The organism is Micromonospora sp. NPDC048999, from assembly GCF_040649295.1.
Taxonomy (GTDB): domain Bacteria; phylum Actinomycetota; class Actinomycetes; order Mycobacteriales; family Micromonosporaceae; genus Micromonospora.
Map to the genome: position 1 here is coordinate 303,736 of NZ_JBEZFI010000001.1, position 25,617 is coordinate 329,352.

The window sequence follows — 25,617 nt, forward strand, 5'->3', positions numbered from 1 at the left end:
GACGTCCGCCCGGACAGTCGGGCAGGATGAGTACGTGGTGGACGCGGTGCTCTTCGACCTGGATGGCGTGATCGTGGACTCCGAGCCGGTCTGGGAGGAGGTCCGGCGGGCGTACGTGGCCGCGCACGGCGGCACCTGGCAGCCGGACAGCCAGCGCCGGCTGATGGGGATGAGTACCGGCGAGTGGGCCGCGTACCTGAGCGGGGAGCTGGGCGTCGACCGGAGCGCCGAGCAGGTCGCCACCGAGGTGGTCGCCGAGATGACCCGGCGGTACGCGCAGCGCGTACCGCTGATCGACGACGCGGACACGGTGGTGCGCCGGATGGCCACGCGGTGGCCGCTCGGGCTGGCCAGTTCCTCCCCGACCCGGCTGATCGCGGCGGCGCTGGACGCGACGGGCCTGGCCGACTGTTTCGGCGCGACGCTGTCGACGGAGGAGACGGCGCGGGGCAAGCCCGCGCCGGACGTCTGGCTGGCGGTGGCGGCGCGGCTCGGCGTGGAGCCGGCCCGGTGCGTGGCGATCGAGGACTCCTCGAACGGGGTCCGCTCGGCGGCTGCCGCCGGGATGCGGGTGGTGGCGGTGCCGCACAGGTCGTACCCGCTGGATCCGGACGCCGAGGCACTGGCGGCGGCGCTGCTGCCCACGATCGACGCCCTCACCTCGGAGCTGGTGGCGCAGCTCGTCTGAACGACTTGATCCTGACGCGGCGTCAGGTCCTAGCGTCGGATTCTGTCGCCGCAGGGTGCGGTGATGCGAGAGGGAGCGGGACGTGGCGTCCACCTGGCGGATCGGCGAGCTGTGCCGGCGTACCGGGCTCACCGTGCGGACCCTGCACCACTGGGACCACGTGGGGCTGCTGCGGCCGTCCGCGCGCACATCCGCCGGCCATCGGCTCTACGACGAGAGCGACGTCGACCGGCTGTACCGGATCGTCGCGCTGCGCGAGCTGGGCCTGCCGCTGGACACCGTCGGTGTGCTGCTGGACGGCGACGGTGGCGGCGGCCCGGAGCTGGCCGAGCTGCTCGACGAGCACCTGGTGCACGTGGAGCGGCAGCTCGCCGCGCTGGGCGCCCTGCGCGACCGGCTGGCCGCACTCGTGCCCGCCGTACATGCGGCCGGGGGCGCCACACCTGTCGACCTGCTCGCCCTGATCGAGGAGGTGACCAGGGTGGACGACACGATCCGCAACTACTTCACGGAGGAGCAGCTCGCGGCGTTGGCACAGCGGCGGGGGCAACTCGGCGAGGCGGCGATCCGCGACGTACAGGACGAGTGGCCCCGGCTGATCGCCCAGGTCCAGGCGGAGCTGGTGGCCGGGACCGACCCGGCGGACCCGCGGGTGCGGGCGCTGGCCACGCGCTGGATGGAGCTGCTGGAGGCGTTCCACGGCGGCGACCCGGGACTGCGGGACTCGCTCTACCAGATGCAGGCGGAGAACAGCGCGGAGATCGCCCATGAGTACGGCGGCCCGACGCCAGAGCTGATCGACTACGTGAAGCGGTCGGTCGCGGCGGGCTGATCTGCCCGGGGGTGGGCCGATCCCGGAACGGGTCGGCCCACCCGTCCCCGTGGCAGATCGCCGACATGTCCCTGATCACACCACTCCTGCCCCAGACCGCCTCGTTGTACGTTTTACCGGGCGCGCCGGATCGGCATGACCGGGGAACGGCCGGGTAGCGCAGGCGGTGCGCACCTGTCGGCGGTGAAGGGACGGCGATGAAGGCGATCGTGTACGAACGCAACGGGGACGCCTCGGTGCTCCAGCAGGTCGAGCGCCCGATCCCGGAGCCGGGCCCGGGCGAGGTGCTGGTGCGGATGGCCGTCTCGGGTGTGAACCCGACCGACTGGAAGGCGCGCCGCCAGTCGCCGCTCCCGGCCGGCTGGCAGATCCCCGGGCAGGACGGCGCCGGGGTGGTCGAGGCGGTCGGCGAGGGCGTCGATCAGATCCTGATCGGCGCGCGGGTGTGGGTCTGGGAGGCTGCCTGGCAGCGCCCCTGGGGCACCGCCGCCGAGTACACGGTGGTGCCGGTCCGGCACGCGGTCCGCCTCGGCTCGGCCTCCTTCGACCTCGGCGCCTGCCTGGGCATCCCGTTCCTGACCGCGCACCGCTGCCTGACGACCGGCGAGTTCATGCCGGACAAGCTGCACGCGGGCGCGCTGAGCGACCACGTGGTGCTGGTGCAGGGCGGGGCGGGCGCGGTGGGCAACGCGGCGATCCAGCTCGCCCGTTGGGCCGACGCCTGCGTGATCGCCACGGTCAGCAGCCCGGAGAAGGCGCAGCTCGCGGCGGCGGCCGGGGCCAGCTTTGTGATCAACTACCGTGAGCAGGACGTGGTCCGGGAGGTCCGCAAGATCGCGCCCGACGGGGTGCACACGATCGTCGAGGTCTCGGCGGCCCGCAACGCCGCCGCCGACGTGCAGGTCCTGCGCAACGGCGGCGCGGTCTGCGTGTACGCCGACGACGGCGGCGGCGAGGTCACCCTGCCGATCCGGCCGCTGATGATGCCGAACGCCCGCTGGCAGTTCGTACTCGTCTACACGGAGCCGAAGGCGGCCAAGGCGCAGGCGGTGGCCGACGTGACCGCGGCGGTGGCCCAGGGCGCGATCCGGGTGGGTGAGGAGGCAGGGCTGCCGCTGCACCACCACCCGATGTCGGCGGCCCAGGCGGCGCACGAGGCGGTGGAGAACGCGGTGGTCGGCAAGGTGTTGATCACCACGAGTGAGACCTGACCCGGCGAAACGGATTTTCCCGACATCAGGACAGAGGCGAATAACTTTCGCGAGAATGACGGTGCGGGTTGCCCCGCATGGACGGGCGGTCCCGGCGCGGTGCGAACGCCGGGGCCGCCCTCTGTCGTTCAAGTATCCGCGCTAGTGGCCCCGATCACATCGGGGAGCGCCGGAATGGCCGACCCCGACCGGGGAAGCTGCGTAGATTGTCCGGATGAGCATTTCGTGGGCCGACTCGTACGTGGGGCAGCTGCGCGCCCTGGCCGGTGACCGCACCCTGATGTTCGTCGGAGCCCGCGCCGTGGTCCGGGACAACGCCGCCCGGGTGCTGCTGATTCAGCGCTCCGACAACGGCCAGTGGGCGATGCCGGCCGGTGCCATGGAGCTGGGCGAGTCGATCGCCGACTGCGCCGTGCGGGAGGTACGCGAGGAGACCGGCCTGCGCGCCCTGCGGGTCAGCGCGTTCGCCCTCTACACCGGCCCCGACCGCACCAACACCAACATGTACGGCCACACCTACCAGATCTTCACCACCGCGTTCCGGGTCGACGAGTGGGACGGAGAGCTGCTCCGGATGACCGACGAGACGACCGACGCCGGCTTCTTCCACCCGGAGAAACTGCCCGCCCCGCTCTCCACCAGCGTCATCGAGACCCTCGCCGACCTGGACGTCTTCGAGCAGACCAACCGCCTCATCCTCAAGTAGCCCCGGTCAGAGCATCGTCTGCGACTTCGACTCCATGTCGGCGGCGGCCTCCTCCTTCGACTCCTTCGTCAGCGGCTTGCCACCGGCAGCGGCGGCCTTCCCGCCGAGCGGGTCCGCGCCGCCGGTCGCGCCGTGCGGACCGGCGCCCCGCAGCTGGTGGTTCGGCAGGGCCAGGGTGACCAGCACCGCCAGGATGGCGATCAGCCCGGTGGTCAGGAAGACCAGGTGCAGCGACTCGACGAACGCGGCCTGGATCGCGGCCCGGACCGGGGTGGGCAGGGCGAGGATGGTCGCCGGTTCGTTGATCGAGATCTTGGTGCCGCCGCGGGCCGCCACCGCCGCCTGCTCCGCTGGCGGAAGCTGCGCGATCGCGGCCGGCAGCCGGCTGGCGAGCTGGCTGGTGAGCTGCGTCGACAACACCGCGCCGAGGATCGCCACGCCGAACGAGCCGCCCAACGAGCGGAAGAAGGTCGCCGACGAGGTGCCGGCCCCCAGGTCGCTCGGGTCCACCGAATTCTGCACGGCCAGGATCAGCGACTGCATGCACAGGCCCAGCCCGACGCCGATCACCACCATGTAGCCGAAGGCCGCCCAGATCGAGGTGGCCACCTGGAGCTGTCGGAAGAGCAGCATGCCGGCGACCAGCACCGCCGAGCCGGCCACCGGGAACCACTTGTAGCGCCCGATCCGGCTCATCGCCCGGCCGGTCAGCACCGAGGTGACGATGATGCCGGCCATCATCGGCAGCATCAGCAGACCGCTGCGGGTCGGCGAGGCGCCCTTGACGATCTGCAGGTAGAGCGGGATGAAGATGATCGACCCGAACATCACCAGACCGAGCACGAAGCCCGCCGAGTTGGCCAGCGCGAACGTGCCGCTGCGGAACAGCCGCAGCGGCAGGATCGGCTCACTCACCCGGGCCTCCTGGAGCACGAAGAGCGCGCCCAGCACCGCCCCGGCGACGAACAGCCCAATGATCACGCCGGAACTCCAGGCGTACTGGGTGCCGCCCCAGCTCAGCGCCAGCAGCAGACTGCTCACCCCGGCGACCAGCAGCGCCGCCCCCAGCCAGTCGATGGCATGCTGCCGCTTCTGGAACGGGACCAACCGCATGACGTGGTAGCAGACCACGATGGCGAGGATCCCCAGCGGCACGTTGATGTAGAAGATCCAACGCCAGTTGGTCTGCGCGAAGTAGCCGCCGACCAGCGGGCCGGCGACCGAGGACACGCCGAACACCGCGCCGAAGAGCCCCTGGTAGCGGCCACGTTCCCGGGGGCTGACCACGTCCGAGATGATGGTGAACGCCAACGTCATCAGGCCACCGGCGCCCAAGCCCTGCACGCCCCGGGTGAGGATCAGCTGGGTCATGTTCTGCGACAGGCCGGCCAGCAGCGAGCCGACCAGGAACGTGCCGATCGAGAAGAGGAAGACGGGACGGCGCCCGCGCAGGTCGGCCATCTTGCCGTACAGCGGCGTCGAGGCGGTGGAGGCGAGCAGGTACGCCGTGACCACCCACGAGTAGTGGTTGATCCCGCCCAACTGGCCGACGATCGTGGGCAGCGCCGTACCGACGATCGTCTGGTCCAACGCCGCCAGCAGCATCCCGGTCATCAGACCGAACATGAGCAGGCGGATCTGACGAGGGTGCAGCACGGGACGACCGTGGGCCAGGGCAGTCATCACGCTCGCTTTCCCACCTCCCGCAGAACATGCCCCCCGAATCCCGTCCAGAAGCGGGCAGGTTTGGCCGGACCGGCTCCGGGGACCCGGAGGAACATGGCAGCAGCAGCGGAGGAGCGCCGGCTCGCCACCGTCGTGGAGAGCTGGCAGGGGCGTCCCGTGCTGGTCGTCGGCGACGCCATGCTTGACGAGTGGCGGTTCGCGGAGTCCGAGCGGCTCTGCCGCGAGGCCCCCGCCCCGGTCCTCACCCTGCGCCGGCGCATCTCCGCGGCCGGGGGTGCGGCGAACACCGCGGTCAACGTGTCCGCCCTCGGCGGACGGGGCGTGCTGGTGTCCCCCGTCGGGGCCGACGCGGCCGGTGACGAACTGCACGACTGCCTCGACCGGGCCGGCGTCTGGGATCGTACGGTCAATCAGACCGGGCGGCCGACCCCGGTGAAGCGGCGGATGCTGGCCGGCAACCAGATCCTGCTCCGCGAGGACTCCGGCGAGCCGGACGAGGCGCTCGACGACGACGGGGTGGCCCGGCTGCTCACCGCGCTGCACTGCGCGACCGAGGAGCTGCGGGCCGCTTCCCACGGGCAGCCACTCACCCTGGTCGTCTGCGACTACGGCCTGGGCGCGCTGCCGAGGGCGCTCCGCGCCTGGCTGGTCGCCAACCGGGACCGCTACGCCACCGTGGCCCTCGACGCGCACGACCTGGCCGACTGGCGCGGCCTCAACCCGACCGTGGTGACCCCGAGCTTCGCCGAGGCGACCCGGCTGCTGGCCCGCGCGGCGGCCGGCTTCGGCAGCAGCGGCCGTACCCCGGCAGCCGCCGGTGACGTGCACCTGGACCCCCTGGCCGAGCCGACCGACGGCCCCTCCGAGCTGGTCGTCGGCGCGGCTCCCGGCGGTGCCGGCGGACGCTCCGCCGACGGGTTCGGCGCGGTGACCGGGCCGTCCGGCGAGCCGACGCCCGGCGAGGACCGGGTCGCGCTGACCGGGGACGGGCTCAGCGTCACCGGCGCCGGCGTCACCGTGAACGCGGGAGCGGGCGAGGGCGTCGACCGGGCGGTGCTGGCCGAGTCACGCCTGGCCGAACTGCACGCGCACACCGGCGCGGACGTGGTGGCGGTGACCCTGGACACCGAGGGCGCGGTGGTCGGCGGGCCCGACGGCGAACGCCGGCGCAGCCACAGCACCCCGGTACCGGCCAGCCACGCGGTCGGCGCGGGGGACGCCTACCTGGCGGCGATGACCCTGGCGCTGGCGGCCGAGGCGAGCCTGCCGACCGCCGCCCAGCTCGCCCAGCTCGCCGCCACCATCACCGTCTCCGACACCGGCACCTGCGTGTGCCGACGGGAGGACCTGCTCGACGCGCTGGGCGCCGGGACGGCGGAGACCGGCCACTCGACGCTGGTAGACGCGGAGGAACTGACCGCGCTCGTCGCCGAGCACCGCCGGGCGGGCCGGTCGATCGTCTTCACCAACGGCTGCTTCGACGTGCTGCACCCGGGGCACGTCCGCTACCTGACCCAGGCCCGCGCGCTCGGCGACGTGCTGATCGTGGCGGTCAACTCGGACGGCAGCGTACGCCGGCTCAAGGGGCCGGACCGGCCGGTCAACCCGGTCGAGGACCGCACCGCGCTGCTCGCCGCCCTGGCGTGCGTCGACCACGTGGTGGTCTTCGAGGCGGACTCCCCGGCGAAGCTGATCGAGGCGGTGCGCCCCGACGTGTACGTCAAGGGCGGCGACTATCCGCCGGAGATGGTTCCCGAGGCGCCGCTGGTCCGCCGGCTCGGCGGGCAGGTACGCACCCTCGGGTACGTACCGGACCGTTCCACCTCGGCGATCATCGACCGGATCCGGGCGCAGTCGGTCACCCCCACCATCGGCAAGGGGACGGGCAGGCCGACGTGAACCGGCCGCTCGACCTCGACACGCCGGAGCGGTTCCGCCGTACCCGGCAGCTCGACGTGCTAATCCCCACCCGCAACCGCCCCGCCGAACTGGCGGTCACCCTCTCCGGGCTGTCCGCGCAGGAGGGCGTACCCGATTTCGGGGTGGTGGTCAGCGACCAGTCCGACGGCGAGCCGGCGTACGCGCACCCGGCGGCGGCCACCATGGTCCGGGCGCTGCGTCACCGGGGCCACCCGGTGCTGCTGACCCGGCGGCTGCCCCGACGCGGGCTGGCCGAGCATCGGGCGTACCTGCTGGACCAGTCGGCGGCCCGGTACGTGCTCAGCCTCGACGACGACGTCTGGCTGGAACCGGGTGCCCTGGCCCGGCTGGTCACCGCGATGCGCGAGCTGGGCTGCGGCTTCGTCGGCAACGCGGTGCACGGCCTCTCCTACCTCGACGACATCCGTCCGGAGACGCACGTCCACTACGAGGAGTGGCACGGCCGGCCCGTACCCGAGCGGATCCGCCCCGGCACCCCCGAATGGGACCGGGCCACCATCCACCCGGCGGCGAACCTGCTGCACGTCACCGAGAAACTGCGGTTGCCGGTGGGCGCCTGGCGGGCGTACAAGGTCTCCTGGATCGGCGGGTGCGTGCTCTACGACCGGGCCAAGCTGGTCGACTCCGGCGGCTTCGAGTTCTGGCGCCGGTTGCAGGAACGGCACCAGGGCGAGGACGTCGCCGCACAGCTCACGGTGATGGCCCGGTACGGCGGCGCGGGGGTGCTGCCCAGCGGCGCCTACCACCTGGAGTCGCCCACCACCGTCACCGAGCGCGAGGTGGAGGCCTGGGAGGTCGTCCTCAGGTAAGGAGTTCGCGGGCGGCCTCGACGACCTCGATGACCGGCACGTCGGCCACGAACGAGTCCCGGTGCGGGCAGTCGCCGTCACCGGGGCGGTGCGGATAGATGCCGGGCGTGCAGTCGACGCCGCAGACCGGGCAGTGGGTGGTCCAGGAGGCGATCGGGCGGTGCCGGGCGCGCATCGGAGTCGCCCCGTTGATCAGGTTGCCGATCCAGTAGACGCCCACCGTCCGGGCGCCGACCGCGCCGGCCAGGTGCAGCGGACCGCTGTCGTTGGACACCACGAGCGCGCAGCCGGCGTAGCAGGCGGCCAGCCCGCCGAGGCTGAGCGTGCCGACCTGCGGGCGTACCGGGACGCCGGCCGCCGCCACCACCGCGTCGACCGTCTCCCGCTCGGCGGGGGTGCCGGTGACCAGCACCTCGTACCCGTCACCGGCCAGTGCCCGGGCGACCTCGCCGAAGCGCTCCGGGGGCCAGCGCCGGCGGGTGTCGGTCGCCCCCGGGTGCAGCGCCACCCGGGGCCGCGCCGGCTCGCCCAGCACCTCCCGGGCCTCGGCCCGATCGGCCTCGGTCACCTCGAGAGCCGGCACGATCGTGGTGGCCGGCGCCCCGACCAGGGCCACCACCTCCAGGTAGCGGATCACCTCGGGCTGGTAGTAGACGTACCGGATCCAGCGGTCCAGCGGCGGCGCGTCCTCGGCCCGCAGGCCGGCGGTGACCCGGGCGCCCAGGCCGGCGACCACCGGGTTGGAGTTGGCCCCGCCGCCGTGCAGTTGCAGCGCCAGGTCGATGCGTTCCTGCCGGGCCTCGGCCAGGAATTCGTCCATCGAGGCGGGCGGCTCGTCCGGCCCGGCGTCGCGGATGCCGGGCGCGGGCGGCACCACCAGCACCCGGTCCACCGGGCCGGGGCGGTCGCGCCAGAGCTCCGCGTGCCACGGCGCGCCGAACAGCACGATCTCCGCCCCCGGGTACGCGGCCCGCAGCGCCTCCAGCGCGGGCAGGATGAAGATGAAGTCGCCGAGCGCATTCGCCCGCAGCACGGCGATCCGCTCGACGTCGGGCACCCGCTCGCCGACCGGGCCCAGCACCGAGGGGGTGGCCACGCGACCCTACGGCCGGTCGATCTCGTCGACCGTGATGTCCGGGTGGTGCATCTCCCGGTCGGCGGCCAGGTCGGCCAGGGACCGCGTACCCCCGGTGGCGGCGTGGGGGCCGGCGCGGCCGACGGTGATGGTACGTGGCGTGGGCCGGACCGCCCGGGGCAGCCGCACCCGCAGCAGGCCGTGGTCCATCACCGCGTCGATCCGGTCCGGGTCCACCCGGGACGGCAGGTCCACCCGATACTCGAAACCTCGCGTCTCGAAGCCGCCCGGGATGCCCTGGTCGGCGTTCACCTCGGCCTCCGAGCGGGCCCGTACGCACAGCTCCTGGTCGTCCAGCTCGACGGCCACCTCCTCCGGCGCCACGCCGGGCAGCCGAACGAGCACCTCCCAGCCGTCGGCGGCCTCGCCCACCTCGACCTCCGGCGGGCCGGACCGGCCCCCGACCAACCGTCTCAGCTCGGACCGCAGGGACTGCAGCTCACCCATCGGGTCCCAGCCCGGGTGCCGGCCACGCCAGCCCCGGCCGCCGCTCTGCTCCGTCATCGCATGTCTCCGCTTCCCTGGGTCGCCGAGTGGGATCGCAGTGAGCTCGAGGCGTTCAGGTCGGCCTCCGGGTCGACGCCCACGCCCAGCCGGTCCACCAGTTCGCCGCCGAGCCAGGCGCCGATCCCGAGGATCGCCAGGGCGACCACCTCGATGGCGATCAGGGCTCCCCCGGCGGCCCGGGAGTGGGCGTTCAGCCGGACCACCCAGACCGCGGCGAAGAGCAGGATCACCGCGAGGTTGGCGGCCGCGTGGGTGAGCCCCACCCGCTTGGCCCGGGTGCCGGACGGGAGGGCGAACAGGTCGACCGAGCCGGCCGCCGCAGCCAGCAGGCCGCCGATCAGGCCGACCGCGATGTTCCAGTACGCGGCCTCGGCCAGGTACTTCGGCCCGCCCGCGGCGTCGACCACGTCGAAGATCACCGCGGTGACCAGGAGCGCCACCGGGAACATCACCAGCATCGGGTGCAGTGGGTGACCCAGCACCTTCAGTCGGCTCTCCATCCGGCCTCCATCGCTCGCGTCCACGCACGCTGCGGGTCAGCCGTACCCACCGCCTTTGGGGGTAAACCTCACGTTCCGCCCGCTCGCCTAGGCTGACGATGACGGAAGCCGGCCGGTCGTGGGCCGGAATCCCCGGCAACGTCAACGGAAGGGGGAGGAACACGTGACCACGGAGATCACCTCAGCGGAGGAACTGCGCGAGCTGCTCGGTACGCCGATCCAGCGGGTGCTGAACAAGGAGCGCACCGTGCTGCACGCGCGGGACCGGGAATGGCTGGCCGCCTCGCCGTTCTGCCTGGTCGCCACGGCCGGCGCGGACGGCAGCTGCGACGTCTCCCCGAAGGGTGATCCGCCCGGCTTCACGCTGGTGCTGGACGAGGCGACCATCGCCATCCCCGAACGGCCGGGCAACCGGCGGGCCGACGGCTACCGCAACATCCTGGCCAACCCGCACGTCGGGCTGATCTATCTGATCCCCGGCCGGACCGACACACTGCGCATCAACGGCCGGGCCAAGCTGGTCCGGGACGCCCCCTACTTCGCCGACATGGTGGTCAAGGGGCACCGGCCGGTGCTGGCCGTCGAGGTGGCCATCGAGCAGATCTTCTACCACTGTGCGAAGGCGTTCCTCCGCTCCGAGCTGTGGCAGCCGGAGACCTGGCAGCCGGACGTCCTGCCGGCCCGAGCCCGGCTGATCAAGGAGGTGGAGGCCCCGGCGGAGACTCTCGCCGACCTCGAACGCCACTACGGCCCGGACTACGTGAAGACGATCTATTCCTGACCCCGGCCACGGGCGAAGGGGTTCCACCCCGAGGCTGCCAGATAGAGCGGAAAGAACACCACCCACAGGACCAGGCAGCCCAGGAACCACGCCTGGGGCGTCTCGATCCGGAGCGACCCGATCGAGACGGAGACCGGACTTCCGCGCCTCATCCGCTCCCTGGCGTCCGTGTAGACCCACGCGTCCAGGGCGAGCACGACGACCAGGACGACGATCGGCACCGCGTTGGAAAGTATCGCTGCCATGTGGCGCTTCCGATCGGCAGGGGCACGGGGATGACGCGGCCATCGTAGCCGCGCCGCCGCGACGACCCCGGAGACGACAGTTCCCCCGCCGCGCGGTCGCGACGGGGGAACCGATCGAGGGTGCCGACGAGGTCAGGTGACCTTGAAGCTCCGCTTCGGGCTGTACCCGGCGGCGTGGTCGGTGTCGGCCGGCTTGTAGACCCGGTACTTGAAGGTGCCCTTGCTGGTCGGCTTGATGGCGAACGAGTAGGTGCTCGACGACGAGAGCTTCTTACTCGTGATGTTCTTCCACGAACCGTTGACCAGGCGCTGGAGGTAGACCGTCTGCCCCGCGTGCGTGGGTGAGACCGAGCCGGAGAGGGTCACGGTGCCGCCGAGGCGGAACTTGGTCTTCGACAGTTTCCCGGTGACCAGGGTCGCCACGGTCACCGTCCGCAGGCTGCTGACGCCGCCCAGGTAGGTGGGGGAGCCCCCGTACCGCCACTCGTAGCTGACGCCCTTGGCGGGCTTGTGGGTGTAGGTGAGCGCTCCGCTGGTGCCGCTGGTCACGGTGGCGATCAACGTGTACGACGAGCTGCCCTGGTACTTGCCGTACAGCTGGACCGACTGGCCGGCCAGGCCGGCCCCGGTGTCCTTGCGGGTCAGCTTGCCGGTCACGGTCACCGCGCCGCCGTACGTCAGCGCGGTGGCGTTGCTGGTGATGGTCGCGCCGGTGCCGAGCAGCTGGACCGCCGGGCCCGAGCTGTATTTACCGGACCGGTCCCGCACCCACGCCCCGAAGGTGTAGGTGGTGCCGGCCGCCAGGCCGGTCGCCGTGGCCGAGCTGCCGGTGCCCGCGTACACCGCGATTCCGCTGCTGGCCGAGGACGGCGCGGTGGTGCCGGCGGCGGCCCGGACGATGACCTGATCCAGGTCGGTGATGTTCGGCAGGGTCCAGCTCAGCGTGGCCCCCTGGAGCGCGCCCACCGCCTTGAGGTCGCCGACCGCCGGCGGCGGGAGGTCCTCCGTACGGAAGGTGAAGCTGAACTTCTCCGCCTGCGCGGCGCCCGAGCTGTCCTTGAGCCCGCCCACCGTGATCCGGTACGGGGTGTTGTCCTGCAGCGGCGCGGCCGGGGTCAGAGTCACCTTGTTGCCGCTGACCGAGGCGGTGGCGGCCACGGCCACCCCGGTACGGCCGTTGATCAGGCGCACGGTCGACGAGGTCACCGAGGCCGGGTTCACGTTCCGGGCGAAGGTCACGGTCGGCTTCGCCGCGACCGGCACGCCGGTGGAGAAGTCGGCCGGCGACACGTCCCGCACCCAGTACTGCTCGCCCACCGGGCTCGGCTGCGTGCCGCCGCCGTACAACACGACCAGGCCGGAGTTGTAGTCGGCGATGACCGCGTCCACCTTGTTGTCGCCGTTGATGTCGCCCAGGGCGAGTCCCTGCGGGTGATAGTGCGAGGCGTACGGGATCGACGAGACGTGGGGCGCGCCGAGCGAGCCGTCCGCCTGCTGCGGCAGCACGCTGAGCGCGTTCCAGCCGCCGTGTGCCGTCACCAGGTCGGTCCGGCCGTCGCCGTTGACATCGGCGGCCCGGATCGGCTGTGGGATGTCGGCCACGGGCACGAGCCGCGGGGCATCCAGCTCACCGTCGGCGTTCTGCCGGAAGACGGCGAGGTAGGAATTCGGCCGGTTGCCGCTGATGCTGGCGATCACGTCGGCCCTGCCGTCGCCGTTGACGTCGGCGACCTCGATGCCGCTGATGCCCCAGATGGAGCCGGTCGGGTGGTCGGTGCGCTGCCAGCCGGAGTCGGTGCGGTGCCAGACCCGGACCGACGTGCCGGACCAGCCCACCACGTCGGGCCGGCCGTCACCGTCGACGTCACCGACCGCGAGCGTGCCGGTGTCGCTGGTCACCGACGAGACGGTGAAGGTGTGGTCCGCCTCCTGGGTCAGCAGCTTGATCCCCTGAGTGGTCGAGACCACCAGGTCGCTGCGGCCGTCGGAGTTCATGTCAGCGGCGGTGACGAATTGACTGCCGGCGGTGCCCGGGAGCGGGCCCATGGACTCCAGCGTGCCCGACTGGGTCTGCCGGAAGATCTCCACCCCCGCCGTGGTGGCCAGGGCGACGTCCAGCTTGCCGTCGCCGTTGACGTCGAGCAGGGTCAGGCTGTCGTTGTCCCAGTACTGGAGCCCGGTGGCGTACTTGACCGGCATGCCGAGAGTGCCGTCCGGCTTCTGCGGGAAGACGAAGAGCTTGTAGTCGTTGGCCGCGTCGAAGTAGAAGCCGGTCGTCATGACCACGTCATTGCGACCGTCGCCCGTCACGTCGCCGATGGCCACTGCCTCCGGCCACGACCCGACCCTTCTCGCCTGGGCCGGCGCGAACAGCGGCGCCGGAGTACTGGTAACCGACACGGTGTAGGGGCGGGTGTCGGCGGAGCCGTTGTGGTTGCGCACCGAGACGTAGTAGGTGCCGGCGCTGATCTCGGCGGTGATCTCTTCGGCCGAGCCCAGGCCGGCGACGTCGGACTCGCCGACCAGACGCAGGTCGCTGTCGTAGACGGCGAGGACCGGGTCGAGGTTCTGGTAGCGACTGGGGTCGAACCGGGCCGGCGTCACCCGTACCTCGACCGCCTTGCGCCCCTCTGAGCTGAACCTGTACCAGTCGACGTCACCCTCGACATCGATGGTGCCGGTGATCGATGTGCCGAACGCGGTGGCCCGGGCCGGCACGTCGTTCGGCTCGTTCGCGCCCAACGAGGGGGCCGGGAACTCCGCCCCCCAGGTGCCACCCACCGAGGCGTACGCGTCGAGAATCCCGTACCCGAAGTACGGGTCGATGCCGCGCGGCCCGGCATCCCGGGCGTTCTCCCGGATCCGGGAGACGACCTGCGCCGGGGTCAGCGACGGGTACGCGGTCCGGACCAACGCCGCCGTGCCGGAGACGATCGGGGCAGCGAAGGAGGTGCCGTCGCCGGTGTAGTAGTAGTCCGGGGCGGGCCCGGTGGAGACGATGTCGGTGCCGGGGGCGGCGATGTCGACCCAGTCACCGTACGAGCTGAAGTCGGCGAGCCGGCCCGCGGCGTCGGTCGCGGCAACCGCCAGTACCTCGGAGTACGCCGCCTGATACTGTGCCTGGCCGTCGCCCTCGTTGCCGGCGGCGGCCACCACCACCGCGCCCTTGCGGGTCGCGTAGGTGATCGCGTCATGCAGCACTGTGCTGTCGCCGGGACCGCCGAGCGACATGTTGATGATCGTGGCACCGTGGTCGGCGGCCCAGACGACGCCCCTGGCGATGTTCGAGTCGTATCCCGAGCCCCAGGCGTCGAGCACCTTGACCGGCATGACGCGAGCGGTCCACGCGGCGCCCGCCACGCCGATGCCGTTGTTGGTGTTGGCCGCCGCGATGCCCGCCACCATCGTGCCGTGGCCGTTGTCGTCCGCCGGCGCGGCACCCAGCTTGATCGCGTTGTACCCGGCCACGGTCCGCCCGGCCAGGTCAGGGTGCGCCGCGTCCACACCGGTGTCGACCACCGCGATGATCTGGCTGGTGGAGCCCTTGGTGCGGTCCCACGCCTGGGGCAGCCGGACGGTGTCCAGATAGGGCTGGATTCCGTAGGCGTACGCCGGGTCGTTCGGCTTGCCGCTGGCCGTGCGTTTGTAGTCGAGGCTGACGCCGGCGACCGCCGGATCGTCGCGCAGGCTGCGCATCAGGTCGCCGGCCGAGGCGTCGGCGTGCACCCTGACCCAACTGGTTCCGCTGACGGCGGAGGCGGTGCGAACACCACTCCGGGACAGGACCCGGTCCTTTGCCGACTTCGAGGCGTCGGGCTTGAAGCGGACCAGTACGGCGTCCGGGTCGAAGTCGCGTTCCTTCAGGTCACGCGGACGCTCTGGCCGCGGCAACCGCTTGGCGTTGAACTCATGGTCGGACGGCTGGGCGGCCTGGGCCGGGTGCACACTGGGGACGAGCGCCCCGGTGACGGCCAGTACGAGCGCGGCCACCGCCGAGCGGCGGAGTGACACGAGATCTCCCCGTGGGTCGAGCCGATGGGAGCACCGCAGTCAGGACGACGAGATTGCGGGCGGTCGAATTGTGGCGGAGAAGGGCCGGTAACGCCACCGCCGAACGGCCGAAGCCCATCGAGTCCCCTGGCCACGCCCGGTGGCCGGCTGTTGACCATCGCGGACCATCACGCGTACTGCGCGGCGGCGACTCCTGAAAGACCATCGACAGTCCACCCCGGACGCCGACCAGCCGGCCCGGGGCCCCCGACCACCCCCAACGGAGGTTCCACCACGATGTCTGAGCAACCCGCCAAGAGCGTCGGCACCGCATACCTGCTGTGGTTCTTCCTCGGCGCTCTCGGCGTTCACCAGTTCTATCTGGGCAAGACCGGCCGCGCCGTGTCGATGCTGCTGACGTTCGGCTGGCTGACGATCGGCCTGTGGATCGACCTGTTCACGCTGCCTCGGCAGGTGCGGGCGATCAACGCCGCCGCGACCGCCGCCTGACGCGACAAGCCCGGCGTCAATCTCGCCCCTTAGCGACGGGACCAAGCGTCTGTCCACACCGGGTCCGGGGCCCCTGGGGGCCCCGGGTCGGCCAACCGGCTGGACGAGGCGGTCGCGGCGCGGGATGCGGACCAGCTAAGGACTCGGCCCGCCGGTGGCGGCGTTGCCGACCTCGGAAAACGGCGAAGCCCAGGCCGTTGACCTGGGCTTCTTCACCGAGCCGCCTGACGGAATCGAACCGTCGACCTACGCATTACGAGTGCGTCGCTCTAGCCGACTGAGCTAAGGCGGCAACGATCGCCAAGTGTACGCCACACCCCGCCCGGAGCCGAACGGGATCCCCACCCTTACGGAACCGGACATCCGGGCCGGATGAGTCATTCGCCGGACAGCGTTCACGTTCGGGCGGGACTACCGTGCGACGGGTGAGCGACGAGCACGCACCGCCACCGCAGCCGATCCCCGAGGCGCACCCCGGCGAGCGGGCCGGTCGCCGGCCACGGAGCCTGGACCCGCTGGAGCTGGGCTTCACCCCGCGCAAGCCGGTGCCCTGGCTGGCGCCGCTGCTGCTGATCAGCACCGGCCTGCGTACCCTGCTGGCGATGCTGTTCGGCGCGTACCTGGACAAACGGGAGCTGCAGAACGCGTTCGACAACGGGACGTTCCGGCAGGTTGGGCCGGACGGCGGGCTCTGGCTGGACTACGTGGCCGACCTGGGTGACGGCTTCGACGCGACGTACTCGGTGGCCTATCTGCTCGCCCAGCCGGAGCTGGAGGTCGACGGGCACCGGCTGCCCCGGGCGCAGACCCTGGTGATGGGGGGCGACGAGGTCTATCCGTCGGCGGCCTTCGAGGCGTACGAGGACCGGTGCAAGGGGCCGTACCAGGCCGCGCTGCCGGTGGCACCGCCCGAGCGGCCGACGATCTTCGCGGTGCCCGGCAACCACGACTGGTACGACGGTCTGACCGCCTTCCTGCGGCTGTTCGTCCGGTCCCGGGATCGGCACTTCGCCGGCTGGAGCACCGGCCAGTCCCGGTCGTACTTCGCGGTGGAACTGGCCGCCGGCTGGTGGCTGCTCGCCCTCGACGACCAGTCCGGATCGTACGTGGACGACCCGCAGCTCGCCTACTTCGACGAGGTCGCCCGGAAGCTCACCCCACGGTCGAAGGTGATCCTGGCGGCGCCGGAGCCGACCTGGGTCAAGGCCGCCGACCACCCGACGGCGTACGACTCGATCGACTACTTCATTCGTACGATCATCGCCCCGACCGGCGCGCAGGTGCGGCTGCTGCTCTCCGGCGACCTGCACCACTACGCCCGCTACGCCGGCCCGGAGCGGCAGCTCATCACCTGCGGGGGCGGCGGCGCCTACCTCTACCCCACGCACACCCTCCCCGAGCGGCTGGAGGTGCCTCCGCGTGACACGCTGTCCCGCCGGGCCAGCCGCACCCGCGAGTACGACCTGGCGGCCCGCTTTCCGGAGAAGGCCCGCTCGCGACGCTACGGCTGGGGGATCTTCGCCCGGCTGCCGTTCCGCAACCCGGGGTTCACCACCCTGCTGGGCACCCTGCACACGCTGCTGATGCTGGCCATGGCCGGGGTGACGGCGGACCGGGTGGGCACCACCGAGCAGCGGCTGCTGAGCGTGCCACTGGTGATCATGTTTCTGGTGACCATGCTGAGCGCGGTGTTCTTCGCGAATCCGCCGACCGCCGGCGGGAAACGGCACGTCCGGCACTGGGCCCTCGGCGTATCGCACGGGCTGGCCCACGTCGCGCTGGCCGCCGCGGGCACCTGGCTCTGGCTGAAGCTGCCCTTCTACGACTGGCCGTGGCCGTTGCCGGTGGCCGCCGCCGCAGTGGTGTACGGGCCGGTGATCGGCCTGGTCTCCAGCCAGCTGGTGGCGCTCTATCTGCTGGTGGCCGGCAGGTTCGGGGTGAACGTCAACGAACTCTTCGCCGGCCAGGGGATCGAGGACTCCAAATCGTTCCTCCGCCTCCGGATCGACCCGGACGGCACGCTGACGATCTATCCAATCGCCCTGAACAAGGTCTCCCACACCTGGCAGCTCAACCCCGACGAGTCCCCCACCGCCTCCTGGCTAACCCCCCAGCGTCCCCTGCACCCCCACCTGGCCGAACCCCCCATCGTCCTCCGCTGACCCACCCCCAACGGCGTTGATCATGACGTTAGCGGCGGCCGAAGAGATCAACTTTGCCGCCAACCTCGTGATCAACCCAGTCGGGGGCGGGGGCAGGGGGCAGGGGGCAGGGTGGGGTCAGGGGGTGTAATGCTGGTCGTGGGCTTGGCGAGGGGCGCAGACGGAGGCGCGGCTGCACGAGCAGCGGGAACCATCGGCGTCCAGGCGCACCGTGACCGAGTCCCTCGGGACGCTGTGGCCGACGACCTTGCCCTCCCCCTCCGGCGTGGAGACCCGGGTGCCGATCGCCGGGGCGGACTCCTGAAACCGCTGGTACAGCGGGTGCTCGAACTTCAGGCAGCACATCAGCCGGCCGCACGCGCCGGAGATGCGCAGCGGGTTGAGCGGCAGGTCCTGGTCCTTGGCCATCCGGATGGTCACCGGCTCGAAGTCGGTCAGGAAGGTGGCGCAGCACAGGTCCCGGCCGCAGGAGCCGATCCCGCCCTGCACCCGAGCCGAGTCGCGGGCGGAAAGCTGCCGCAGCTCGACCCGGCAGTGCAGGGTGGCACCCAGATCCCGGACGAGCGAGCGGAAGTCGACCCGGTGTGGCGCGGTGAAATAGATCGTGGCGCGGTCGCTGCCGGACTCGGACGTGCCGAAGACGTGATCGACGGCCACCACCTTCATCGGCAGCCCGTGCTCTCGGATGAGCCGCTTGGCGGCGACTTTCGCGTCGGCCTTACGCCGACGTAGCTGCTCGTCGCGGCGTAGGTCGTCCTCCTGAGCCAGCCCGGCCAGCCGGGGAAAGCCGGCTGTGTCCTCCGTCACCCACTGCGCGGCCCAGACGCACTCGGCCACCTCGGGCCCTTCGTCGGTGGGCACCAGCACCTTGTCGCCCACCTGCGGGCGCAGCTCGCCCGGGTCGAGATAGTAGAGGCGCCCGTACCGGTTGAAACTGACCGCACAGAGCATGCCCATGCCCACCACACTACGACCTCGGGGCGGTTTCGGCCCGGCCGCCCGTCGCCGTTCGGTCACCCGGCGCAGCGATCCATGATTGTCGACTCGGCTGAACCGCCCCACCCCCTCGTGTAATGGTCCTCGCCCGGACGGCTGAAACATGCGCCAGCCGGACGACAAACGACGCCATACCGCGTTGAGTGGAGGCAGACCTGCGGGGGGTGCAGGGGATGACCACGGCGTCGCCGGCTGAACAGTTGCCGGCGACGCCGTGGCGCAGGCGCCGACGATCGCCTAGCCGATGCGCATGGTCGAGTTGGCGATCCGGACGCCGGTCGCCCTCTCCCGCCACGCTGTTTCCGCCAGGCTCGGCGCCCACTGGCGCAGCAGCGTCTCCGCGCCGTCGTACGCCACGCCGAGCACGCTGAGCACCCTGGTGCCGATCTCCGCCGCCGCGAGCGCCCCGACCCGCCCGTCGCCGGCCGCAGCGGTGGCGGAGTGCACGGTGACCGCCTCGGCCGAACGCAGCACGTCGGCCAGCGCCCGGGCCAGGGCGAGCCGGCTCCCCTCCACCCAGTCGGCCAGGGCGTCGGCGTAACCGGCGGTCGACTCCAGGCGCCCGACCAGGCTCTCCGGCCCCTCGTCGAGGTGACGGAGCAGGGCGGTGCGGGCCTCGTCGTACGCCGACGCGGCCGGCCCGGACCAGGCGACCGGATCGGCGAGCATGGCGCAGGCGTCGTCATATCCCCGGATCAGCCGGCGCACGGCGTGGCCGGCATCGGCCAGCGGCGCCGGGTGCAGGTCGAGAAACTCGCGCACGGCCGCGCCGGGGAGCACCTGCATGCGGCGCAGCAGCGGCCAGAGCCGATGCCCCTCGGGCGCGCCGGCGGCGAGCAGGGTGTCGACCCGGGCGAGCAGGTCGAGGCCGGGCTCGGCCAGGCGGTCCAGGGCGTCCATCAGGCCTCCCGGGCGAACCGGCGACGGACGGAGTCGTCGGTGGCCGCGTACCGGTCGGCGGCGTCGCGCAGGGCGGATGCGGCGGCGGCCAGCCGGGTCGCGGCAGCGTGGGCCTCCCGCGCCCGGTCGCCGGTGGCGGCGGTCCACTGCCGGTGCAGGGCGCGGCCGATCTCACCGGCGCGGCCCTCGGCGTGCGCGCCGAAGGCGGGGTGCGGCGGATCGCCGGCGGTCACCGTGCGGGCCAGGGTGGCGAGGGTGGCGCTGGCCTCGTCGAGGCGGGCGGCCAGGGCGCGCAGCGTCTCCATGTCAGGCTCCCGCCAGCGGCCGGTAGGCCGCGAAGGTCTCGTTGTGCAGCTTCTCCCGGGCCCACTGTGCGGCGTCGGCGGCGGCGGTGACCGCGGCCTGCACCGAACCGGCGACATCCCGGGGGTTGCGCTGGTGCAGCGGGGCGAGGAAGCGGACGTCGGTGATCCGCCCGCCGGCGGTCACCACCACCTCGACGAGCCCGTCGGGCGAGCGAACGGTGACCTCGACCGTCGCGACCGCTTGGTCGAACTCGGCCTGCAGGGTCTCGATGCGCCGGTAGCGCCGCACCGCCTCCTCGATCCAGGCCTCGTCGATCTCCCCCCGCGGCATCGGCGAACTCCTCCCGAGCTGACCATCACTGAGCGTGCCGCCATCGTCACCGCGGCACCCCGGACCGTACCGCACGTCAATCGCGCGTGTCGATGCCCTGTGGACAAGCACCGGAAGCGGGGGCCCGGGGAGAGTCGTTCATGGCGCGGCGAAGAATCGCCGCAGCCGCGCCGCGACCAGCTCGGGCTTGCCGCCCTTGTTGGCCTCGGTGACGTCACTGGAACCGCCGTGGTCGAGCCCGGGGAACTCGACTCGCTCCACCTGCGGCAAGACCCGCTCCAAGGCGTCCAGGGACGGCTTCAGGTACGGCAGGCCCTTACTCCCACCGAGCAGCAACACCCTGGCCCGCAGGGCCCGGAAGGTGTTCAGTTTGCCCATCATCTCGGCGAGCAGCAGCCCTTCGTAATGCAGCGTCGGGGCCAGCATCCGCATCGTGGCGTCACCGGGCTTGGCCTTCTTCTCCTCGCTGTTCATCAGCGCCGCCGTGAGGGACTCCAGCAACCGGCGCGGGATGACGTTGAGGATCGGCGGCGCGAGCTGGAGCCCTTTCATGCTGGTGATGAGCGCCGCGGCGACCCTGCCCTCGGCCATCTCCCGGTCGAAACGACTCAGCCAGGTCGTCTGACGCGCCGAGCCTTCCATCAGCAGTGCGGGCTCGTACACCGCGACGCTGGTGATCGCGGGCAGGGTGAGCGCGGCCTGCAGGGCGATCAGCCCGCCCGCGCTGACGCCGTAGATGTTGTGGGCACCCGTTTCGGTCAGCACCGCAGCCACGTCTTCGACCTCGCGCTGGATGCGGTAGTCATCGCCGTACGGGCCGCTCTCGCCGCGCCCCCGCCGGTCGGGAACGGTGACCGTGAACGCGTCGGCCAGGGCCTGGGCGAGCTGCGACTGGTTTGCGGACGTCTGCATGGCACCGTGCAGCAGCACCACGCCCGGGCCCGTGCCCAACTGCTGGTATCGGATGCGCGTGCCGTCGCTCGATACCGCGAAGCCGGTCCTGGTCGCGGTCATCGGGCGGCCGTCCACTTCCCCAGGCGCTTGGTCACGGTGTGGATGCGGGCCAGGTTCGCGGGTTCTCTCAAGGGGCGTCATGGCAGAATAGTCGCATGGACACTAGTGGCATGGCAAGTAGTGTACTGTTGACTTGTGACATTTCGCCGATCTCCGCTGGCGCTGGCCATCCTCGGGCTCCTGGAAGATCGCCCGCTGCACCCCTACGGAATGCAGCAACTGATCCGCCAGTGGGGCAAGGACCAGGTGGTCAACGTCGGGCAGCGCGCCAGCCTGTACAAGGTGATCAATAGGCTCGCCGAGGCCGATCTGATCCGGGTGCGCGAGACCACGCGCGACCATCAGTACCCGGAACGGACCACGTACGAGCTGACCGACGCCGGGCGCAACATGTCCAGGCAGTGGATGAGCGAGATCCTGTCGACACCGCGCAACGAGTTCCCGGAGTTTCCGGCCGCGGTGTCGTTCCTGCCCCTGCTCACCCCGGAGCTGACGAAGGAGCTGCTCAGCGAGCGGCGCGAGCGACTCGTGCAGCTGCTGGCCGAGCACAACTCGGCACTCGTGACCGAGCTCGAAGGCCTCCAGCTCCCGCGCGTACTCATGCTGGAGACCGAATACCTGCGGGCGGTGACCGATGCCGAGCTGCGGTGGATCGAATCCGTGCTCGCCGCCCTGAGCGACGGCTCCCTGAGCTGGAGCCGCGAGGAGCTCGCGGCGTTCGAGGCCCAGCTGGCGTGAGCGCCAGCAGAGCGAGACGCGGACCTAGCCCTTCCAGAGGGCCAGCATCATCGCCTCCACCGCGATCCGGGGTTTGACGTTCGCCTCGATCGCCACCCGGCACTCCAGCACGGCTTCCAGCCGGCGCAGCGCCCCCTCGGCGGCCCACCGCTGCGCGCCGGCCTCGGCCAGGGCCGCGGTGTCGGTGTGCACCGGGGCGACCGGCGCCCGCAGCGCGCTGGCCAACGCGTCCCGATAGAAGCCGGCGAGGTCGACCAGCGCCCGGTCGAGGGCGTCGCGCTGGGCCCGGGTGGCCCGCGACTTCTGCCGCTTCTCCAGGTCCTTGAGCTGGCCGGCGGAACCGCGCATCGCCGCGGTCGCGCCCCGGCCGGTGCCGCCCGCGCCGAGCGCGGTCTGCAACGCGGCCCGCTCCGCCTCGTCGAGCTCGGCGACCGACGCCGCGGCCTCCGCCTCGGCCGCCTCGATCAACGCGGCGGCGGCGTCGAACGCCGCGCCCACCCCGGTCAGCCGGCGCGGCACGGCGAGCACCGCGTCGCGGCGCTGCCGGGCCTCCGGGTCGCGGGCCAGCCGTCGGGCCCGCCCCACGTGCCCCTGGGCGGCCGCCGCAGCCCAGTCGGCCGTGTCGGGCGCGATGCCGTCCCGGCGTACGAGCACCTCGGCTACGGCGTCGGCCGACGGCTGCCGCAGCGGCACGATCCGGCAACGCGACCGGATGGTCACCGAGACGTCGTCCGGGTGGGTGGACGGGGCGCAGAGCAGGAAGACGGTACGCGGCGGCGGCTCCTCGATCGCCTTGAGCAGCGCATTGCCGGCCGCCTCGGTGAGCCGGTCGGCGTCGGAGATGATGACGACCTGCCAGCGCCCGCCGGACGGCGTGCTGGCGGCCCGCAGCACCAGCGCGCGCATCTCGCCGACGCCGATGGAGAGCCCCTCGGGCACCACCAGCCGGACGTCGGCGTGGGTACCGGCCAGTGTGGTGTGGCAGCCGGGGCACGCGCCGCAGCCGGTGCCGTGCGCGCACTGCAACGCGGCGGCGAAGGCCCGCGCGGCCACGGACCGGCCGGAGCCCGGCGGCCCGGTGAAGATCCAGGCGTGGGTCATCCCCGCCCCGGGGCCGCCCGCCTCCTCCGGGCCATCCGGCCCGGCGGGACCATCGGCGACGCGCGTCTCGGGCCCGGCCGAGGCGCGCAGCAACGCGGCGGCCGAGGCGGCGGCACGACGCAGCGTCGCGACCGCCTCGTCCTGCCCGACCAGGTCGGCGAAGACATCCGCCATCAGGTGGAGCGCTCCATGGCTACCAGTTCCGCCGCGGATAACTCGGGCTGGACCGTGGTGTCCGGGCCGTGGGCCGGGCGCGGGTGCACGATGCCGGCCGGATTGACCAGGAACTCGTCCACCCGCCGGGCGACCGCCGCGGCGATCTCCTCGGCCGGCCGGGAGGCGTCGAGCACCAGGTAGCGATTGGGGTCGGCGGCGGCCAGGTCGAGGAAGGCGTACCGGACCCGCTCGTGGAACGCGATCGACTCGGCCTCCAGCCGGTCGGCGCCCTGGCTGCGGGACTCGACCCGGGCCAGGCCGGTGCGCGGGTCGACGTCGAGGAGCACCACCAGGTCCGGCTTGAGCCCGCCGGTGGCCCACGAGGAGAGCCAGGAGACCTCCTCCGCCGGCAGCGTACGGCCGGCCCCCTGATAGGCCAGGGACGAGTCGACGTACCGGTCGCTGATCACCACCTCGCCCCGGACCAGCGCCGGCCGGACCACGGTGGCGACGTGGTGCGCCCGGTCGGCGGCGTAGAGCAGCGCCTCGGCGCGCGGCGACGGGGCCTCGGCGCCCTTGGTCTCCAGCACCAGCGCGCGGATCCGCTCGCCGACGGCGGTGGCGCCGGGCTCACGGGTGACCACGACGTCCCGCCCCTTGCCGCGCAGCCGGTCGGCGAGCGCGGCGAGCTGGGTGGACTTGCCGGCGCCCTCGCCGCCCTCGAAGACCACGAAGAGGCCGTTGGAGACGAAGGGCTCGGCCGGCATCAGCGGGCGGCCCCGGATCGAGCCCCACAGGTCGGCGAGGACCGGCACGCCCTTCTTGTCGTCCATCTGGCGGAACGCGCTGATCCCGGCGAAGATGCCGGCGACGCCCGCGGCGAACAGCAACAGCCGGGTCGACGAGACCGAGATGCCCAGGTCGGCGATGGCCAGCTGGCGCGAGCCGCCGACCCCGACCAGGATGCTGCTCAGCGCGATGGCCAGGATCAGCACCAGCCGGGTGCCGATCTGCACCACCGCGAAGACCCGGCCGCGTACCTCGTCGGCGACCTCGCCGCCGAGCAGGGTGGTGCCCGCCAGGAAGGCCATGCCGGCGCCCGCGCCGACCAGGATCGCGCCGAAGATCGCCATGGACAGGTGGATCGCGAAGGCGAGCACCAGCACCGAGGCGCTGGCCAGCACGATGCTCATGCCGAACCAGCGCCGCCGGGACATGTCCCGCACGATCATCGGGCCGGCCCCGATGCCGATCGCCAGACCGATGAAGATCGCGCCGAAGAGCAGGAAGAACGCGGCGTCACCGGCGCCGAGCGAGGCGGCGAAGAACTTGGCCGTGCCGACCACGATGCCGCCGCCGGCGAACGCGCCGAAGATGCCGAGCACCAGACCTCGGACCAGTGGGGTCTGGCCGATGAACCGCCAGCCCTCGACGAACTGGCGCATCATGCTCTGCTCGGTGGGCTCGCGGTCGCCGGTGCGGGCCTGGCTGATCTCCCTGATCCCGAAGACGACGACCAGGGCGGTGGCGAGCCGGGAGAACGAGTTGAGCCAGAGGGCGAGCTGCGCCGGCTCGGCCCACGACAGGTTGCCCCCGACCAGCCCGCGCACGCCGCGGTCGAGCACCGCGGCGACGATCGCGGCGGCGATCGGGGTGATGCCGTACGTGGTGATGAGGGTGAGCTGGTTGGCGCTCTCGAGCCGGGCCCGCGGGATCAGGTTGGGGACCGCGGCCTCCTTGGCCGGGATCCACAACAGGGTGACCGTCTCGATCAGGAAGGTCGCGATCGCCGCCCAGGCAACCACCAACCCGCCGCTGGCGCCGGTGAGCGCGTACAGCGGGATGGAGGCGAAGAGGACGAAGCGCAGGATGTCACAGATGACCATCGTCCAGCGCCGGTCGAAGCGGTCGGCGAAGACGCCGGCCACCGGGCCGAGCACAAGCGCCGGGAGCAGCCGGATCGCGATCACTGTGCCGAAGGCAGCGCCCTTGGCGGTGTCGCCCTGAACCTGGGCGGCGGCGAAGACGGAGGTGGCGAGCAGGCCGAGCCAGTCGCCGAAGGAGGCGACGCCGAGCACGATCCACAGCCGGCGGAACGGCCGGATACGCAGCACCGAGCGGATGGCGGTGGCTCCGGACCGGTCGGCCTGAGCCGCCGACGACGACACGCCGGGCGACTCGCCGTTGTTCTGGCTTTCGATGGCCGTACCTCCACGTGCCGGCCCAGAGCTGGGCATCCCCGGTGCAACACTCTAGTCGCGGCGAGAAGCCGTCCCCGGAGCGACATTCGCCTGCTCGCCGAGCCTAGGCCGCCGGTGCCACCGACCGCAGCCCGGACAGACGCGAGGGTATTTCGCATCGACGCCCAGACAG

General features: G+C 72.2%; 23 protein-coding genes and 1 tRNA gene. 10 read left to right on the top strand and 14 right to left on the bottom strand.

Annotation, left to right across the window (positions count from 1 at the left end; translation table 11 throughout):
• Positions 1–34 precede the first annotated feature (34 nt).
• From AB0C02_RS01500 to AB0C02_RS01515, 4 genes are all read left to right on the top strand, one after another.
• Positions 35–688, top strand: a complete 654-nt coding sequence (locus AB0C02_RS01500) for an HAD family phosphatase (protein WP_357539951.1) — start codon at positions 35–37, stop codon at positions 686–688.
• An 82-nt stretch (positions 689–770) separates the two neighbouring features.
• Positions 771–1,520 (top strand): MerR family transcriptional regulator, encoded by a 750-nt coding sequence (locus tag AB0C02_RS01505; protein ID WP_357539953.1) that lies wholly within the window; start codon positions 771–773, stop codon positions 1,518–1,520.
• 197 nt (positions 1,521–1,717) lie between these two features.
• The gene (locus tag AB0C02_RS01510) at positions 1,718–2,731 is read left to right on the top strand and encodes an NADPH:quinone reductase (protein WP_357539955.1); all 1,014 of its coding nucleotides are present in this window, start codon (positions 1,718–1,720) and stop codon (positions 2,729–2,731) included.
• 214 nt (positions 2,732–2,945) lie between these two features.
• On the top strand, positions 2,946–3,437 hold the full coding sequence (locus tag AB0C02_RS01515; protein ID WP_357539957.1) for an NUDIX domain-containing protein: 492 nt from the start codon (positions 2,946–2,948) through the stop codon (positions 3,435–3,437).
• A gap of 6 nt (positions 3,438–3,443) precedes the next feature.
• Here AB0C02_RS01515 and AB0C02_RS01520 read toward each other — a convergent pair whose 3' ends face one another.
• Positions 3,444–5,093, bottom strand: coding sequence for an MDR family MFS transporter (locus tag AB0C02_RS01520; RefSeq protein WP_357539959.1), 1,650 nt, complete (start codon positions 5,091–5,093; stop codon positions 3,444–3,446).
• Positions 5,094–5,216: 123 nt separating this feature from the next.
• Here AB0C02_RS01520 and rfaE2 point away from each other — a divergent pair, with 123 nt between their 5' ends.
• Positions 5,217–7,022, top strand: coding sequence for a D-glycero-beta-D-manno-heptose 1-phosphate adenylyltransferase (gene rfaE2 / locus AB0C02_RS01525; RefSeq protein ID WP_357539961.1), 1,806 nt, complete (start codon positions 5,217–5,219; stop codon positions 7,020–7,022).
• Positions 7,019–7,873, top strand: coding sequence for a glycosyltransferase family A protein (locus AB0C02_RS01530; protein WP_357539963.1), 855 nt, complete (start codon positions 7,019–7,021; stop codon positions 7,871–7,873). Before rfaE2 ends, AB0C02_RS01530 begins: the two co-directional genes overlap by 4 nt.
• On the opposite strand, the gene AB0C02_RS01535 is transcribed toward AB0C02_RS01530, so the two are convergent.
• Genes AB0C02_RS01535 through AB0C02_RS01545 form a run of 3 tightly spaced genes read right to left on the bottom strand, consistent with a single transcriptional unit; the run spans position 7,866 to position 10,015 of the window.
• The gene (locus AB0C02_RS01535) at positions 7,866–8,969 is read right to left on the bottom strand and encodes a glycosyltransferase family 9 protein (RefSeq protein WP_357539965.1); all 1,104 of its coding nucleotides are present in this window, start codon (positions 8,967–8,969) and stop codon (positions 7,866–7,868) included. The genes AB0C02_RS01530 and AB0C02_RS01535 overlap by 8 nt on opposite strands.
• 6 nt (positions 8,970–8,975) lie before the next feature.
• Positions 8,976–9,512: an Hsp20/alpha crystallin family protein gene (locus AB0C02_RS01540; RefSeq protein ID WP_357539967.1), complete on the bottom strand. Its 537-nt coding sequence runs from the start codon at positions 9,510–9,512 to the stop codon at positions 8,976–8,978.
• Entirely contained in the window at positions 9,509–10,015 is a 507-nt protein-coding gene (locus AB0C02_RS01545; protein WP_357539969.1) for a DUF2231 domain-containing protein, read from the bottom strand. The genes AB0C02_RS01540 and AB0C02_RS01545 overlap by 4 nt, the downstream gene beginning before the upstream one ends.
• A gap of 163 nt (positions 10,016–10,178) precedes the next feature.
• On the opposite strand from AB0C02_RS01545, the gene AB0C02_RS01550 reads away from it, so the two are divergent.
• Complete coding sequence (locus AB0C02_RS01550; protein WP_357539970.1) at positions 10,179–10,796, top strand: pyridoxamine 5'-phosphate oxidase family protein; 618 nt, start codon at positions 10,179–10,181, stop codon at positions 10,794–10,796.
• Here AB0C02_RS01550 and AB0C02_RS01555 read toward each other — a convergent pair.
• Positions 10,787–11,041 (bottom strand): hypothetical protein, encoded by a 255-nt coding sequence (locus tag AB0C02_RS01555; protein ID WP_357539972.1) that lies wholly within the window; start codon positions 11,039–11,041, stop codon positions 10,787–10,789. The two genes, AB0C02_RS01550 and AB0C02_RS01555, sit on opposite strands and share 10 nt — an antisense overlap.
• 132 nt (positions 11,042–11,173) lie before the next feature.
• Positions 11,174–15,052 (bottom strand): S8 family serine peptidase, encoded by a 3,879-nt coding sequence (locus AB0C02_RS01560; protein WP_357539974.1) that lies wholly within the window; start codon positions 15,050–15,052, stop codon positions 11,174–11,176.
• Positions 15,053–15,328: 276 nt separating this feature from the next.
• Here AB0C02_RS01560 and AB0C02_RS01565 point away from each other — a divergent pair, with 276 nt between their 5' ends.
• Complete coding sequence (locus AB0C02_RS01565) at positions 15,329–15,541, top strand: TM2 domain-containing protein (protein ID WP_357539976.1); 213 nt, start codon at positions 15,329–15,331, stop codon at positions 15,539–15,541.
• 218 nt (positions 15,542–15,759) lie between these two features.
• On the opposite strand, the gene AB0C02_RS01570 is transcribed toward AB0C02_RS01565, so the two are convergent.
• A tRNA-Thr gene (locus AB0C02_RS01570) sits at positions 15,760–15,833 on the bottom strand.
• Between the two features lie 166 nt (positions 15,834–15,999).
• On the opposite strand from AB0C02_RS01570, the gene AB0C02_RS01575 reads away from it, so the two are divergent.
• Positions 16,000–17,703, top strand: a complete 1,704-nt coding sequence (locus tag AB0C02_RS01575; protein WP_357540970.1) for a metallophosphoesterase — start codon at positions 16,000–16,002, stop codon at positions 17,701–17,703.
• Positions 17,704–17,820: 117 nt separating this feature from the next.
• On the opposite strand, the gene ricT is transcribed toward AB0C02_RS01575, so the two are convergent.
• The 5 genes from ricT to AB0C02_RS01600 form a co-directional block, all read right to left on the bottom strand.
• Positions 17,821–18,660: a regulatory iron-sulfur-containing complex subunit RicT gene (gene ricT, locus AB0C02_RS01580; protein WP_357539978.1), complete on the bottom strand. Its 840-nt coding sequence runs from the start codon at positions 18,658–18,660 to the stop codon at positions 17,821–17,823.
• Between the two features lie 276 nt (positions 18,661–18,936).
• Complete coding sequence (locus tag AB0C02_RS01585; protein ID WP_357539980.1) at positions 18,937–19,599, bottom strand: hypothetical protein; 663 nt, start codon at positions 19,597–19,599, stop codon at positions 18,937–18,939.
• Complete coding sequence (locus tag AB0C02_RS01590) at positions 19,599–19,904, bottom strand: hypothetical protein (protein WP_357539982.1); 306 nt, start codon at positions 19,902–19,904, stop codon at positions 19,599–19,601. The genes AB0C02_RS01585 and AB0C02_RS01590 overlap by 1 nt, the downstream gene beginning before the upstream one ends.
• Before the next feature lies 1 nt (position 19,905).
• On the bottom strand, positions 19,906–20,235 hold the full coding sequence (locus AB0C02_RS01595; RefSeq protein ID WP_357539984.1) for a YbaB/EbfC family nucleoid-associated protein: 330 nt from the start codon (positions 20,233–20,235) through the stop codon (positions 19,906–19,908).
• Positions 20,236–20,373: 138 nt separating this feature from the next.
• Entirely contained in the window at positions 20,374–21,249 is an 876-nt protein-coding gene (locus AB0C02_RS01600) for an alpha/beta hydrolase (RefSeq protein WP_357539986.1), read from the bottom strand.
• 135 nt (positions 21,250–21,384) lie between these two features.
• On the opposite strand from AB0C02_RS01600, the gene AB0C02_RS01605 reads away from it, so the two are divergent.
• Entirely contained in the window at positions 21,385–21,987 is a 603-nt protein-coding gene (locus AB0C02_RS01605; RefSeq protein ID WP_357539988.1) for a PadR family transcriptional regulator, read from the top strand.
• A 24-nt stretch (positions 21,988–22,011) separates the two neighbouring features.
• Here the strand turns inward: AB0C02_RS01605 and AB0C02_RS01610 are convergent, their stop codons facing one another.
• Both AB0C02_RS01610 and tmk read right to left on the bottom strand, forming a co-directional pair.
• On the bottom strand, positions 22,012–23,262 hold the full coding sequence (locus AB0C02_RS01610; protein ID WP_357539990.1) for a DNA polymerase III subunit delta': 1,251 nt from the start codon (positions 23,260–23,262) through the stop codon (positions 22,012–22,014).
• Entirely contained in the window at positions 23,262–25,481 is a 2,220-nt protein-coding gene (gene tmk, locus AB0C02_RS01615) for a dTMP kinase (RefSeq protein WP_357539992.1), read from the bottom strand. Before tmk ends, AB0C02_RS01610 begins: the two co-directional genes overlap by 1 nt.
• Positions 25,482–25,617 lie beyond the last annotated feature (136 nt).

What these genes read in the sequence shown, in the direction of transcription:
- AB0C02_RS01595 (WP_357539984.1), bottom strand. Translation starts at nt 20,235, where the DNA reads ATGCCGCGGGGGGAGATCGACGAGGCCTGGATCGAGGAGGCGGTGCGG.
- ricT (WP_357539978.1), bottom strand. Translation starts at nt 18,660, where the DNA reads ATGGGCATGCTCTGTGCGGTCAGTTTCAACCGGTACGGGCGCCTCTAC.
- AB0C02_RS01540 (WP_357539967.1), bottom strand. Translation starts at nt 9,512, where the DNA reads ATGACGGAGCAGAGCGGCGGCCGGGGCTGGCGTGGCCGGCACCCGGGC.
- AB0C02_RS01600 (WP_357539986.1), bottom strand. Translation starts at nt 21,249, where the DNA reads ATGACCGCGACCAGGACCGGCTTCGCGGTATCGAGCGACGGCACGCGC.
- AB0C02_RS01555 (WP_357539972.1), bottom strand. Translation starts at nt 11,041, where the DNA reads ATGGCAGCGATACTTTCCAACGCGGTGCCGATCGTCGTCCTGGTCGTC.
- AB0C02_RS01545 (WP_357539969.1), bottom strand. Translation starts at nt 10,015, where the DNA reads ATGGAGAGCCGACTGAAGGTGCTGGGTCACCCACTGCACCCGATGCTG.
- AB0C02_RS01590 (WP_357539982.1), bottom strand. Translation starts at nt 19,904, where the DNA reads ATGGAGACGCTGCGCGCCCTGGCCGCCCGCCTCGACGAGGCCAGCGCC.
- AB0C02_RS01510 (WP_357539955.1), top strand. Translation starts at nt 1,718, where the DNA reads ATGAAGGCGATCGTGTACGAACGCAACGGGGACGCCTCGGTGCTCCAG.
- AB0C02_RS01585 (WP_357539980.1), bottom strand. Translation starts at nt 19,599, where the DNA reads ATGGACGCCCTGGACCGCCTGGCCGAGCCCGGCCTCGACCTGCTCGCC.
- AB0C02_RS01610 (WP_357539990.1), bottom strand. Translation starts at nt 23,262, where the DNA reads ATGGCGGATGTCTTCGCCGACCTGGTCGGGCAGGACGAGGCGGTCGCG.
- AB0C02_RS01515 (WP_357539957.1), top strand. Translation starts at nt 2,946, where the DNA reads ATGAGCATTTCGTGGGCCGACTCGTACGTGGGGCAGCTGCGCGCCCTG.
- tmk (WP_357539992.1), bottom strand. Translation starts at nt 25,481, where the DNA reads ATGCCCAGCTCTGGGCCGGCACGTGGAGGTACGGCCATCGAAAGCCAG.
- rfaE2 (WP_357539961.1), top strand. Translation starts at nt 5,217, where the DNA reads ATGGCAGCAGCAGCGGAGGAGCGCCGGCTCGCCACCGTCGTGGAGAGC.
- AB0C02_RS01565 (WP_357539976.1), top strand. Translation starts at nt 15,329, where the DNA reads ATGTCTGAGCAACCCGCCAAGAGCGTCGGCACCGCATACCTGCTGTGG.